This is a genomic window from Mesorhizobium hawassense (genome assembly GCF_003289945.1).
GTDB lineage: Bacteria > Pseudomonadota > Alphaproteobacteria > Rhizobiales > Rhizobiaceae > Mesorhizobium > Mesorhizobium hawassense.
Window position 1 is genome coordinate 105,745 of the sequence record NZ_QMBP01000018.1, and the last position, 12,511, is coordinate 118,255.

11 protein-coding genes are annotated in these 12,511 nt (G+C 63.7%); 4 read left to right on the forward strand and 7 right to left on the reverse strand.

Going from position 1 to position 12,511, the window contains the following annotated elements:
* Positions 1-167 precede the first annotated feature (167 nt).
* The gene (locus tag DPM33_RS28555; RefSeq protein WP_112100741.1) at positions 168-2,048 is read left to right on the forward strand and encodes an AsmA family protein; all 1,881 of its coding nucleotides are present in this window, start codon (positions 168-170) and stop codon (positions 2,046-2,048) included.
* Positions 2,049-2,087: 39 nt separating this feature from the next.
* On the opposite strand, the gene DPM33_RS28560 is transcribed toward DPM33_RS28555, so the two are convergent.
* From DPM33_RS28560 to DPM33_RS28585, 6 genes are all read right to left on the reverse strand, one after another.
* Positions 2,088-2,906: an ABC transporter permease gene (locus tag DPM33_RS28560; RefSeq protein WP_112100742.1), complete on the reverse strand. Its 819-nt coding sequence runs from the start codon at positions 2,904-2,906 to the stop codon at positions 2,088-2,090.
* On the reverse strand, positions 2,903-3,868 hold the full coding sequence (locus tag DPM33_RS28565; RefSeq protein WP_112100743.1) for an ABC transporter permease subunit: 966 nt from the start codon (positions 3,866-3,868) through the stop codon (positions 2,903-2,905). Before DPM33_RS28565 ends, DPM33_RS28560 begins: the two co-directional genes overlap by 4 nt.
* Before the next feature lie 9 nt (positions 3,869-3,877).
* Complete coding sequence (locus tag DPM33_RS28570; RefSeq protein WP_112100744.1) at positions 3,878-5,017, reverse strand: ABC transporter ATP-binding protein; 1,140 nt, start codon at positions 5,015-5,017, stop codon at positions 3,878-3,880.
* Positions 5,018-5,099: 82 nt separating this feature from the next.
* Positions 5,100-6,197, reverse strand: coding sequence for a polyamine ABC transporter substrate-binding protein (locus DPM33_RS28575; RefSeq protein ID WP_112100745.1), 1,098 nt, complete (start codon positions 6,195-6,197; stop codon positions 5,100-5,102).
* 337 nt (positions 6,198-6,534) lie between these two features.
* A complete protein-coding gene (locus DPM33_RS28580) occupies positions 6,535-7,485 on the reverse strand; it encodes a DMT family transporter (protein WP_112100771.1) in 951 nt (316 codons plus the stop codon).
* A gap of 214 nt (positions 7,486-7,699) precedes the next feature.
* Complete coding sequence (locus DPM33_RS28585) at positions 7,700-9,142, reverse strand: helix-turn-helix domain-containing protein (RefSeq protein WP_112100746.1); 1,443 nt, start codon at positions 9,140-9,142, stop codon at positions 7,700-7,702.
* Positions 9,143-9,393: 251 nt separating this feature from the next.
* On the opposite strand from DPM33_RS28585, the gene aceA reads away from it, so the two are divergent.
* The 3 genes from aceA to DPM33_RS28600 all read left to right on the forward strand — a co-directional run bounded on the left by aceA (position 9,394) and on the right by DPM33_RS28600 (position 11,656).
* A complete protein-coding gene (gene aceA, locus DPM33_RS28590; RefSeq protein ID WP_112100747.1) occupies positions 9,394-10,683 on the forward strand; it encodes an isocitrate lyase in 1,290 nt (429 codons plus the stop codon).
* Between the two features lie 54 nt (positions 10,684-10,737).
* Positions 10,738-10,980, forward strand: coding sequence for an SMc00767 family acetate metabolism repressor (locus DPM33_RS28595; RefSeq protein ID WP_027168360.1), 243 nt, complete (start codon positions 10,738-10,740; stop codon positions 10,978-10,980).
* Between the two features lie 265 nt (positions 10,981-11,245).
* Complete coding sequence (locus DPM33_RS28600; RefSeq protein ID WP_425373592.1) at positions 11,246-11,656, forward strand: response regulator; 411 nt, start codon at positions 11,246-11,248, stop codon at positions 11,654-11,656.
* 30 nt (positions 11,657-11,686) lie between these two features.
* Here DPM33_RS28600 and DPM33_RS28605 read toward each other — a convergent pair whose 3' ends face one another.
* The gene (locus DPM33_RS28605) at positions 11,687-12,394 is read right to left on the reverse strand and encodes an HAD family hydrolase (RefSeq protein ID WP_112100749.1); all 708 of its coding nucleotides are present in this window, start codon (positions 12,392-12,394) and stop codon (positions 11,687-11,689) included.
* Between the last annotated feature and the right edge of the window lie 117 nt (positions 12,395-12,511).

The window sequence follows — 12,511 nt, forward strand, 5'->3', positions numbered from 1 at the left end:
GCAGCCCGCTTATGCATATTGCAGCGCAGCAGAGCAAGATTTTGTTCGCCCGGCCCCTGGCAAGCACTGCGCAAATGCCATCGCAAGGCCATAAAGACTTGAAAAGCGTCGGCGCTCGGTTACACCCGTCGAGCGATTTTGTCGGCAATAGAAGCATACGGGGCGAAATGCCATCATCTTTGATCCGGCGCGGGGTGTGGGCGATCGGCGTTGCCGTGCTCGTCATCGCGCTCGCGGTCGCGGCGCTGCCGCTGATTGCCTCGACCCGCATCGTACGTGACCGCATCGCCTGGGAGTTGAGCGCCTGGAGCGGCTTTAGAGTCACCATTGACGGCTCACCGCGCATCGAGGTGTGGCCGAAATTCCGGGCCATCCTCAGCGACGTGACGCTGTCGCAATGGACCGAGACCGACGCGCCGCCGGTGATCGAGGCCGATCGGCTGGAAGTCGACCTGTCGGCGATGGCGGCGTTGCAGGGCGACGTCGCCTTCTCGACGGCAAGGCTGGTGCGCCCGACGATAAGGGTGCAACGCACCGAAAGCGGCTTCTATCTGCCGCCGCTTCCGACCGGCGGGCGCATCACGCGCTCGATCGATACCGCACGCGGCGTGGTCACCGCCAACCCGCAGAAACCCGATCTCGGCAGATTGCCGTCCGATCCGTTCGGCATCGTCGAGTTCCGCGATGGCCGCGTCGTGACCACGGCCGACGGCAAGGACACCGAAATCCTGAGCAGCCTGAACGGTCAGGTGAACTGGGAAGCGATGAACAGCGAGGCATCGCTGACCGCGACCGGTATCTGGCGTGGCGAAAGCGTGCAGGTCGATTTCTCCTCGGCAAAACCGCTTGTGCTGTTTGCCGGGGGAGCGGCCCCGATCACCCTGTCCTTCAAGGCGGCGCCGGCGACATTCTCCTTCGACGGAACCGCCGCGATGTCGGACAATGCCTATCTGGACGGGCAGGCAAAGTTCGCAGCGCCGTCGCTGCGGCGCGTGCTGGAATGGTCGCAGGCAGGCCTCGCGCCCGGCGCTGCGATCGGCGCGGTCTCGATCGCGAGCAAGGTGAACGCCTCGGCGGGGCGCGCGAAGTTCGAGAACACCACGGTCACGCTCAACAACAATCCGGGCATGGGCGCGCTGGATTTGTCCTTCGCCGAGGGGCGCCCAGTGGTCGCCGGCACGCTCGCCTTCGATACGCTCGATCTCAGGTCCTTCCTGTCGGCCTTCACCCCTGTGGCGCCGACCGGCGAGGTCGGCCCCGGCGACATCGACACCAGCTTCGCCGATCGCATCAATCTCGACCTCAGGCTGTCGGCGGCGCATGCCACGGCGGGGCCGGTGCAGCTCGCCGACGTCGCGGCGACCGCGCAGGTCAAGAACGGCCTTGCCGTCTTCGACATATCCGATGCGTCGGCCTTTGGCGGCACCGTCCAGAGCAGCCTGCGCTTCGACCGCAAGCCGGAAGGCACACAGGTCGAGATGCGGCTTCTGGCATCGGATGTGGATACGGGAGCCTTTGGCACGGCGGCGGGTATGACGCGGCTGGTGCCGGCCGGCACCGGGACGGTGTCGGTCATCCTCAAGGGGCCGGGCAAGGCGTGGAACTCGATCTTCGAGAACGCCGACGGATCGTTCTCGGCGACTTTCGGGCCGGGCACGCTCAACGGGCTCGACCTGCCGGCCTTCCTGAAGCGCAACCAGCAAGGCGGCTTCTTCGCGCTCGATGACGTCGCCAATGGCTCGCTGCCGATCGACGGCGCCGAGATCAAGGCCAACATCTCGAAGGGCGTGGCGCGCCTCGACAAGGCCGAGATCAACGCGCAGAAATATAGGATCTGGCTGTCCGGCATCGCCTCCTATGTCGGACGCGGGCTGGCGCTCTCGGGCGGCGTCGTGCCAACCGGACAACCGGCGCAGCAACCCCAGCCTGCCAGTGGCCAGGCGGCCAGTCCGGCGCCCGCGCCGCCGAGCCAGTCGCTGTTCTTCGTCGGCGGCAACTGGAGCGCGCCGTTCATATCGCCGATCGCTCCCGGCGTGTCTGGCCAGTAAAGAAGGCAGGGGAGCAAAAGAGCGCCCCTGCTCCCGCAATCAGCCGCGCTGCGCGGCCTGCTCGTCGAGCTGGCGCTGGATCTCGCGGCGTTTGTTGGCGATCGAGGCGATGATGACGCCCACCGCCACCACCGCGATCAGGATGGTGCAGGCGGCGTTGATTTCCGGCGTCACGCCAAGGCGCACCTGGCTGTAGATCTTCATCGGCAGCGTGGTGGCACCGGGGCCCGAGGTGAAGCTGGCGATGACCAGGTCGTCGAGCGAGAGCGTGAAGGCCAGCATCCAACCGGAGATGATCGCCGGCAGGATGACCGGCAAGGTGATCTGGAAGAAGGTTTTCACCGGCGGCGCGCCGAGATCCATCGCCGCCTCCTCGAGCGAGCGGTCGAACGTGACCAGGCGCGACTGCACGACGACGGCGACGAAGCACATGGTGAAGGTGATGTGCGCGAGCGTCACGGTGAAGAAGCCGCGGTCGAACCCGACGGCGACGAAGAGCAGCAGCAGCGAGAGGCCGGTAATGACCTCCGGCATGACCAGCGGCGCAAAGACCATGCCGGAGAAAAGCAACCGCCCCCTGAAGCGCGTGTAGCGCGTGAGCGTAATGGCGGCGAGCGTGCCGAGCACGGTTGCCACCGTGGCCGAGATGACGCCGACGCGCGCCGTGACCCAGGTGGCGTCCATCAGGCCCTGGTTGTGGAACAGCGAGACGTACCATTTGGTCGAGAAGCCGCCCCAAACGGTGACCAGCTTCGATTCGTTGAAGGAAAAGACGATCAAGAGCACGATCGGCAAATAGAGAAAGGCAAAGCCCAGCACGATCGAGGTGATGTTGAAGCGGCTCCAGGTCGCGTTCATCTGCCCTGCTCCTGTGCCTTCGCCTGCGCCTGCTGGAAGAACATGATCGGGATGGTCAGCACCAGAAGCAGGATGACAGCCACCGCCGACGAGACCGGCCAGTCGCGGTTGGAGAAGAATTCGTTCCAGAGCGTCTTGCCGATCATCAGCGTCTGCGAGCCGCCGAGGAGATCGGGGATGACGAACTCGCCGACCGCCGGAATGAACACCAGCAGGCAGCCGGCGACGACGCCGGGCAGCGACAGCGGGAAGGTGATCTTCCAGAAGGCGCCGGTCGGCGGGCAGCCGAGGTCCTGCGCGGCCTCGATCAGCGAGTAGTCCATCTTTTCCAGCGAGGAATAGAGCGGCAGCACCATGAAGGGCAGGTAGGAATAGACGATGCCGATGAAGATCGCGGTGTAGGTGTTCAGAATGACCAGCGGCTGGCTGATCAGGCCGGTGGCGAGCAGGACCTGGTTGAGCAGACCTTCAGGCTTCAGGATACCGATCCAGGCATAGACGCGGATCAGGAACGAGGTCCAGAACGGCAGGATCACCAGCATCAGCAGGGTCGGGCGGATCGTCGCCGGCGCGCGCGCCATGCCGTAAGCGATCGGATAGCCGACGATCAGCGTGAGTATCGTCGAGATGCCCGCGATGATCAGGCTGGTCACATAGGCATTGAAGTAGAGCGCGTCCTGGGTGAGCCAGGTGTAGTTGTCGAAGTTGAGCGCGCGGAAGCCGGCGAAGAATCCCGCGACGCCGTCCTTGAAGTCGAGCACCGGCGTATAGGGCGGCATCGAGATCGCCGTCTGCGACAGCGATATCTTGAAGACGATGATGAAGGGGACGAGGAAGAAGAACAGCAGCCAGAGATAGGGAATGATGATGACGAGGCGGTTGACGAAACCCTTCGCCAATGTCGTCAGCAGGGCTTCAGCTGGTTGGGTCGACGACGAGGCCGTGGCGGCGATGTGGGTCATGGCCGCCTCCTATCTCGTCAGCACGACGCCGGCGTCGGGCCGGAAGGAAACCCAGGCACGGTCGTTCCAGGTCAGCGGATCGTCGGTGATGCGCGAGGCGTTCAACGCGCTCGCGCGCACGATCTGCCCGTCGTCCAGCTTGATATGATAGACGGTCATGTCGCCGAGATAGGCGACATCATAGATCTCGCCTTCCAGCGCATTGACCGCATCCGCGGGCTTCTTCGAGGAGACCTTGATCTTTTCCGGCCGTATCGCGAACACGATGTCGGCGCCGGCGGCGGCCGCGCCGCCATTGTCGACGACGATCTGAGCACCGGTCGCGCCGGTGATGCGCGTCGTGTTTGCGCTGCGCTCGGCGACCTTGCCTTCGAACATGTTCACGTTGCCGACGAAATGCGCCACGAAGCGCGAGGCCGGCGCCTCGTAGATCTCGGCCGGCGTGGCGACCTGCATCACCTCGCCCTTGTCCATGATGGCGATGCGGTCGGCCATGGTCATGGCCTCCTCCTGGTCGTGGGTGACGACGACGAAGGTGAGGCCGAGCTCCTGCTGCAGGTCCATCAGCTCGAACTGCGTTTCCTCGCGCAGCTTCTTGTCGAGCGCGCCGAGCGGCTCGTCGAGCAGCAGAACCTTGGGCCGCTTGGCGACCGAGCGGGCAAGCGCCACGCGCTGGCGCTGGCCGCCCGAGAGCTGGTGCGGCTTGCGCTTGGCGAACTGCTCGAGCTTGACCAGCTTCAGCATCTCGGCAACGCGCTTTTCGATATCAGGCCCCGGCATGCCTTCCTGCTTGAGGCCGAAGGCGATGTTCTTCTCGACCGTCATATGCGGAAACAGCGCATAAGACTGGAACATCATGTTGACCGGGCGCTTGTAGGGCGGGATGCCGCGCAGGTCCTGCCCGTCGAGCAGGATGCGGCCGGCGGACGGTTCCTCGAAGCCGGCGAGCATCCTGAGCAGCGTCGACTTTCCGCAGCCCGAAGCGCCGAGCAGGGCGAAGAATTCGCGCTCGAAGATGGTCAGCGACAGATTGTTGACGGCGGTGAAGTCACCGAACTTCTTGGTCACCTTGTCGAACTGGATGTACGGCTTGGCGTTCGGGTCGTTCCATGGCGCGAAATCCCTGCGGATGCTGCCAAGCGATTTCATGGTCCCCACTCCGTTATTTTTTAAAAAATTCCCCAAAAGAAAGCGACCCCGGCAGCTGGCTGCCGGGGTCGTGTCTCGGTGCTTACTGGCCGGTGACGATCTTGGTCCAGGTGCGCGTGATGATGCGCTGGGTCTTGGGATCGTAAGGCGCGACGGTATAGAGCTTCTTCGTCGTCTCCTCGTCCGGATAGACCGAAGGATCTTCGAGGATCGCCTTGTCGATGAATTGCTGCGAAGCCTTGTTGCCGTTGGCGTAGAGCACGTAGTTCGATGACTTGGCGATGACTTCGGGCGTCATCATGTAGTTGATGAACTCGAGCGCGTCGGCGACATGCGGCGCGTCAGCGGGGATCGCCATCATATCGAACCACATTTGGGCGCCTTCTTTCGGCACCGAATAGCCGATCTCGACGCCCTGCTTGGCTTCCTGGGCGCGGTTGCGCGCCTGGAAGACGTCGCCCGACCAGCCGATCGCCAGGCAGATGTCGCCGTTGGCCAGAGCGTTGATGTACTCGGACGAATGGAACTTGCGGATATAGGGCCTGACCTTGAGCAACGCTTCCTCAGCCTTGGCAATGTCATCCGGCGAGGTGCTGTTGGGATCGAGGCCGAGATATTTCAGCGCCGCCGGAATGATGTCGGCCGGAGAATCCAGCACATAGACGCCGCAATCCTTCAGCTTGGCCAGCTTGTCCGGATTGAAGAACACGTCCCAGCTGTCGATCTTGTCGGTGCCGAGCGCGGCCGTCACCTTCTTGACGTTGTAGCCGAGGCCGACCGTGCCCCACATGTAGTTGACCGCATATTCGTTGCCCGGATCGTATTTGGCGGTGCGTTCGGAAATGACGTCCCACATGTTGGAGATGTTCGGCAGCTTCGACTTGTCGAGTTTCTGGAACACGCCTGCCTGGATCTGGCGCGCCAGGAAGTTGGCGCTCGGCACGACGACGTCATAGCCGCTGCCGCCGGCAAGCAGCTTGGTCTCCAGGATCTCGTTGGAATCGAAGGTGTCGTAGACGACCTTGATGCCGGTCTTCTTGGTGAAGTCGTCAATGATCGAAGAGTCGATATAGTCCGACCAGTTGTAGACGTTGACGACGCGGTCTTCGGCATGGCCGCCTGCCGTGAAAAGCGTTAGAAATACCGACGTCGCCGAAAGCCATAGAGCTTTGCGGATCATGATGTTCTCCTTTGGTGAGTGTTCCCTCGCCGGCTCGTCGCGATATGGCGGCGCGGCGTTGGTTTCAGAGTATTGAGCCTTCCGGAGAGCGACAAGCGTGGACTGTCCACGCCAGGCTCTGTCACGGCATCAAGGTTGAAGGCATTCCCGCCTCCCCGGCGAGGCACCCGGGCTGCGTCAGCGGCATTCGCCGCGGCGTGAGCAGAGCTATGACGATTCTGTCCGGTCCCGAGCAGGCCGGCGGAGACACTTGGCAAGATACGCCTGTCTTGTTGTTGCCGTAATCGCAGCCTGCCCGCCCGGCAACTGGGTTGTCAATGGGGAAGGCTGTCTATCGTCAATTGGGTGACGGCAGGCCGGTGATGCCGGGACGCGCCGGTCGCGCCTGGCGTTTGAACTCCAGGCCGATATGGACGAGCAGCGCAGTGACCACGATGGCGCCGCCGATGATGGTGCGCACCGACGGCACCTCCGAATGGACGAGCCAGACCCAGATCGGCCCAAGGATCGGTTCGAAGGTGCCGAGCAACGCCGCGATCGCCGCGGGCACCAGCCGCGCTCCCATGGCGAAGAAAGCAAGGCCGATGCCGAGATTGACGACGCCGAAGGCAAAGAGAAAACCCATGTCGCGCGCCGACACCGCGAATTCCGTGGCCTGGGCGGCGGCAAAAGCACCGGCAAGCAGCGCGCCGAGACAGGTGGCCGGCACCATGCGAACGTGGGAAAAGCGCCGGGTGATCACGGTCGCGAACGAAAACATCACCGCGATCAGCAGCGCCAGGCCATCGCCGATCGGCGAGACGGCGCCGCCCAGCGATTCCGAGACCATGATGGCGACGCCGGCGATGACGGCGGCGATGGCAATCCAGGTGCCTTGGCTCACGCGCTCGCGAAACAGCAGCCAGGCGAGCAAGGCAGCGAGAAGCGGCACGCCGGCCTGCATCAGGAGGATGTTGGCGACCGTCGTATGAGCGAGGGCAACGATAAAGCTGGTCGAGGCGGTGGCGAAGCAGAGGGCCACACCGAGGCCGGGCAGACCCATGTCGCGGAACAATTTCGAGGTGCCGCGCCAGCCGTCGCGCCAGACCATGAAGGCGACAAGGAAGGCAACGGCCCAGAGCGATCGCCAGAACACCACGGTCCAGCTGTCGTCGACATGGATAAAGCGGGCGATCGTGCCGCCAAAGCTCCACATCAGCGCCGACAGGAAGACCAGCAGCATGCCGATCCGTTCCTCGCGCGGCGAGACGGCTGGCAAGGCGGCACTGGGCGAGGCGGTATCGGACATGGACATGACTGTCAGCGAGTTATTTGCACTACGATGCACCAGGGACGACAGGGATCCTGTGTCTCAGGCGACAGAACTGTGTCTCAATCGCGTAGCGCAAAGTAGAAAGCCGTGCGTGATCCAGCATTCGCTGAAATGTGGGGCAACCTCGCTACGGCACACCTTGGCGCATGCCGGGATCCCGCAACCGATGCGCGAGTTTGGGCGGCGTATATCAGCCCTGGAAATCGAAGGCGCTGAGGCCTGTCACCATCTCGTCGAGGCCGAGCGGGCGCGTCACCGGCGGTTCGGCGCGCGCCAGGCAGCCGACGCGTTCGCAAAGCCGGCAGGCGGGGCCAACGGGCGTGGCGAAACCCTGCCCTGGCTTGCCGGCAACCGCGGCCGGCAGCGCCGAGCCATAGACGAGCTCGTCGCGAAAGCCGATATCGCAGCCGAGCAGGAGCGCGGTGCGCCGCGGCCGCTCGGAGAAAGCGCCTTGCGGGCCCTCCAGCGTACGGGCGATGCAAAGGAACTCGGCGCCGTCGGGCATCTCCACCGCCTCGACCAGGATCTGGCCCGGCTGCGAGAAGACCGCATGCACGGGAAGCTTCGGGCATCCACCGCCGAAGCGGCTTTGCGGATAGCCCTGGCTGCCGGCCTTGCGGAAGCGGTTGCCGGCATTGTCGACCTCCAGCATGAAGAACGGCACGCCGGACGTGCCTGGACGCTGCAGCATGGTCAGACGGTTGGCCGCCTGCTCGAACGAGACGCCGAAGCGGGACCGCAGGACGTCGATGTCGTAGCGGGCGCGCAGGGCGGCGGCATGGAAGGCCTGATAGGGCATCATCAGGGCGTGCGCGGCATAGCGGCCGAGTTCGAAGCGGGCGAGCCGGCGCGCCTCGTCAGTGCCGAGCTTCAGCGCCTGGATCTCGCCGGCCACGGCCACCGACATGCGGATCAGACTCGCCTCCATGGCGATTTCGCGCAGCTGGTCGAAAGGCGACAGTCGCTCGGACAGGAACAGGCGCTGCGAATGGCGGTCGTAGCGGCGGCGCCAGTTGGGCATGGTGGCGACCGGCAGCACTTTGACGACGATGCCGTGCTCGCGCCTCAGCCAGGCCTTCAATGCGCCGAACAGATCGTCGCCGGGGTCGAGGACCGATGTGAAAGCCTCCGCCTCCTCTTCCAGCGCGGCAAAGTGGTTCGGCCGGCGCTCGAACACTTCGTGCACCTCGTCGGCGGGCAGGCGCGCGCCGGACAGCGCGGTCGCCCTGCCCTCCCTCGCCAGCAGCTGGTTGAGGTCGGACAGGCGTTCGGCCTGCTCGCGATAGGCCCGAAAGAGCTTTACCATCGCCGCCGAGGCGTTCGGCGCCGTCTCGGCGAGGTCGATCAGTTCCTGATCGCCCGGCAGTTCGCCGGCAAGAAGCGGATCGCTGAAGGCTTCGCGCAACGCCGCGATCGAGCCTTTTGTCTCTCCCTGCAATTCATGCGGATCGACCTTGTAGACGGATGCCAGCTTCAGAATGAGCTGCACGGTCAGCGGCCGCTGGTTGCGTTCGATCAGGTTGAGATAGGAGGGCGAAATGCCCAGTCCCTCGGCCATCGCCGTCTGGGTGAGGCCCCTGGCAGTGCGCAGCCGGCGCAGCCGCGGCCCGGCAAAGATCTTCTGGTCGGCCATCCCCGCCACCCTTGACAAGAATTTACACGAATATCGCGTCTGGTTCGCGCTTCGACGCTTTTACAATCGTGACAAATTTACAAGCCGAGCCAGTCAATGGCAACACAGCTTTTCCTTTATTTTTTGCGCCACCTGACGGTTTCCTTGGGCATTTTTCGCGCTGCAATGTAAATAGTGTCACATGCAGACGTTGTGAGGCACGCCCAGGCGACGTACCGCTGAAGCAGTTTCCAAGCGACCCGGAGTGACCAATGACCGATTTTTACAACATCGTTCCTTCCGCGCCCGAAGGCCGTTTCGACGGCATCGAGCGCCCCTATTCTCCAGAGGATGTGAAGCGGCTGCGCGGCTCCGTGCAAATTCGCCAGACGCTGGCCGAGATGGGCGCTAACCGGTTGTGGAAGCTCATCCATGACGAGGATTTCGTCAACGCGCTCGGCGCGATGTCCGGCAACCAGGCCATGCAGCAGGTTCGGGCGGGACTGAAGGCGATTTATCTGTCGGGCTGGCAGGTGGCCGCCGACGCCAACACGGCCTCGGCCATGTATCCGGACCAGTCGCTTTACCCGGCCAATGCCGCGCCGGAACTGGTCAAGCGTATCAACCGCACCTTGCAGCGCGCCGACCAGATCGAGACATCTGAAGGCAAGGGCCTGTCGGTCGAGACATGGTTCGCGCCGATCGTCGCCGACGCCGAAGCCGGCTTCGGCGGCCCGCTCAACGCCTTCGAGATCATGAAGGCCTTCATCGAGGCGGGTGCCGCCGGCGTCCACTACGAGGACCAGCTGGCGTCGGAAAAGAAGTGCGGCCATCTCGGCGGCAAGGTGCTGATCCCGACCGCGGCGCATATCCGCAATCTCAACGCGGCGCGTCTCGCGGCCGACGTGATGGGCACGCCGACGCTGGTCGTGGCGCGCACCGACGCGGAAGCGGCGAAGCTGTTGACCTCCGATATCGACGAGCGCGACCGGCCCTTCGTCGACTACGACGCCGGCCGCACGGTCGAGGGCTTCTACACTGTGAGGAACGGCATCGAGCCTTGCATCGCGCGCGCCATCGCCTATGCGCCGCATGCCGACCTGATCTGGTGCGAGACCTCGAAGCCCGACCTCGAGCAGGCGAAGAAGTTCGCCGAGGGCGTGCGCAAGCATCATCCGGGCAAGCTGCTCGCCTATAACTGCTCGCCGTCCTTCAACTGGAAGAAGAATCTCGACGACGCGACGATCGCCAAGTTCCAGAAGGAACTCGGCGCGATGGGCTACAAGTTCCAGTTCATCACGCTCGCCGGCTTCCACCAGCTGAACTTCGGCATGTTCGAGCTCGCGCGCGGCTACAAGGACCGCCAGATGGCCGCGTATTCGGAACTGCAGGAGGCCGAGTTCGCGGCCGAGGCGCGGGGCTATACCGCGACCAAGCACCAGCGCGAGGTCGGCACCGGTTATTTCGACGCCGTGTCGATGGCGATCACCGGCGGCCAGTCTTCGACCACCGCTATGCATGAATCGACCGAGCACGCCCAATTCAGGCCGGCGGCCGAGTAACGGATAACAACCAGAGGAAACGCCCACAGGGCAATCACATCGAGGAGAAGACCAATGGCATCGATAAGCCGAGTCAAGGAAAGGGCAGAAGAGCAATCGAGCGCGATGAGCGTCGACCAGCAGGCAACGATCCGCATGCTCGCCAACGATCTGCACAGGCTCAACCAGTCGGTCATGAAGGCAGTCGAAGCGGGCGTTTCGGTGGAACTGGTCCGTTCGGCCAGGCACCATGGCGGCGACGGCAACTGGGGCGATCTTCTGATCCCGGTGATCGTTACGCAGCAGAGTCACACTTGACGTAGCGTCAACAGTCTCGGCGATAGTCTCCCGTGCGTTATACGTTCGGGAGACTATCGCATTTTTTCGGCTTGCCTTCGTCGCGCGGCGGTACGACTTGCGCTGAATTCAAGAATTTCTTGCTTTATTTTCGAACATGACCGTTTCAGCTTGACACCGGCTGCGAACTCACTCAATTGTGCCTCAGGTTTCAACCCTGCATTGAACCAGAGTGCCCTGCCCGCCGATGTGTCCTGCCGACCGTGACGATCACTCCGAAAAAAACGTGAATCCCGCGGTCCGCGCCGGCGCGACGGCGGCAGACTTTTCCAGGGTGCTGGTCGTTGGAAAGTCGTCGATCAACCGGGTCGTGGTGTCGAAAATCGTCGAGAAGTCGGGGCTGAAGCCGATTTCGGAATCGCCCGAGACCGCCGAGAAAGCCTTGGCTGGTCGCCTGCCCGGCGCCGTCATCCTGGACGGCGGGGCCGACAACAAGGATTGCGACCGGTTGATGTCTGCCATCGACGCGCTGCGGCGCGCCTCCGGCAAGCCGCTGCCCGCGGTGATCCTGCTTTCAACCAGCAATGGCACGCCTGAAAGTCTTGGCCTGTCGAGCATGGTCGATGCGGTGGTTGCCAAGCCGATAACGCCCGACAGGCTGCAACCGGTGGTCGAACGCCTGGTAGGGCGCGGCTAGCTCAATTCGGGAGAAGGATCCCACAGGGCGTCAACCCGCGGTGACGATGCTTTCGAGCAGCGCCGGCAGTTCGCTCAAGTCGGCGATCTCCCGGAAACGCGATGCCGCGACCGGTGCTTCGGCATGCTCGGCCGCCCAGGTCAAATCATGCGGGACATAGATACCCCAACCGCCGGCATCGATGGCCGGGATCACGTCCGACTTGAGCGAATTGCCGACCATCATGCTTTTTTGTGGCCCGTCGCCATGGCGGCTGAAAATGCGGGCATAGGTGGCGGCGCTCTTGTCGCTGACGATCTCGACAGCGTCGAAAAGCTCGCCCAGTCCCGATTGAGCCAGCTTGCGCTCCTGGTCCAGCAAGTCGCCCTTGGTGATCAGCACGAGGCGATAGGCACCGGCGAGCTTCTCGACCGTCTCGCGCGCATGCGGCAGCGGTTCGATCGGGTGGCTGAGCATATCGCGGCCCGCGGCCAGGATTTCCGCTATCGTCGAGGCCGGAACACGGCCTTCGGTGACCTCGATCGCCGTCTCGATCATCGACAGGGTGAAGCTCTTTATGCCGAAGCCATAGAGGCCGAGATTGCGCCTCGCGGCCGCAAGCAGGTTCGCTGAGACGTGGCTTGCCTCGCCGTGCTCGGCAAGCATGGCGACAAAGCGCTGTTCGGTCATGCGGAAGAACTGCTCGTTCTGCCACAGCGTGTCGTCGGCATCGAAGCCGATCGTGGTAAGAGCGGACATGGCCACCTCATCCTCCCCTCGAAATGGTGGTGTAGACGCGTTCGCGCGGCACTGCTAGTCGAAGCTGGTTCGGGTGACGCTCGGCCGGCACGGCGCGCTACTGCATAACCCACCTCC

What these genes read in the sequence shown, in the direction of transcription:
- DPM33_RS28555 (WP_112100741.1), top strand. Translation starts at nt 168, where the DNA reads ATGCCATCATCTTTGATCCGGCGCGGGGTGTGGGCGATCGGCGTTGCC.
- DPM33_RS28560 (WP_112100742.1), bottom strand. Translation starts at nt 2,906, where the DNA reads ATGAACGCGACCTGGAGCCGCTTCAACATCACCTCGATCGTGCTGGGC.
- DPM33_RS28565 (WP_112100743.1), bottom strand. Translation starts at nt 3,868, where the DNA reads ATGACCCACATCGCCGCCACGGCCTCGTCGTCGACCCAACCAGCTGAA.
- DPM33_RS28570 (WP_112100744.1), bottom strand. Translation starts at nt 5,017, where the DNA reads ATGAAATCGCTTGGCAGCATCCGCAGGGATTTCGCGCCATGGAACGAC.
- DPM33_RS28575 (WP_112100745.1), bottom strand. Translation starts at nt 6,197, where the DNA reads ATGATCCGCAAAGCTCTATGGCTTTCGGCGACGTCGGTATTTCTAACG.
- DPM33_RS28580 (WP_112100771.1), bottom strand. Translation starts at nt 7,485, where the DNA reads ATGTCCGATACCGCCTCGCCCAGTGCCGCCTTGCCAGCCGTCTCGCCG.
- DPM33_RS28585 (WP_112100746.1), bottom strand. Translation starts at nt 9,142, where the DNA reads ATGGCCGACCAGAAGATCTTTGCCGGGCCGCGGCTGCGCCGGCTGCGC.
- aceA (WP_112100747.1), top strand. Translation starts at nt 9,394, where the DNA reads ATGACCGATTTTTACAACATCGTTCCTTCCGCGCCCGAAGGCCGTTTC.
- DPM33_RS28595 (WP_027168360.1), top strand. Translation starts at nt 10,738, where the DNA reads ATGGCATCGATAAGCCGAGTCAAGGAAAGGGCAGAAGAGCAATCGAGC.
- DPM33_RS28605 (WP_112100749.1), bottom strand. Translation starts at nt 12,394, where the DNA reads ATGTCCGCTCTTACCACGATCGGCTTCGATGCCGACGACACGCTGTGG.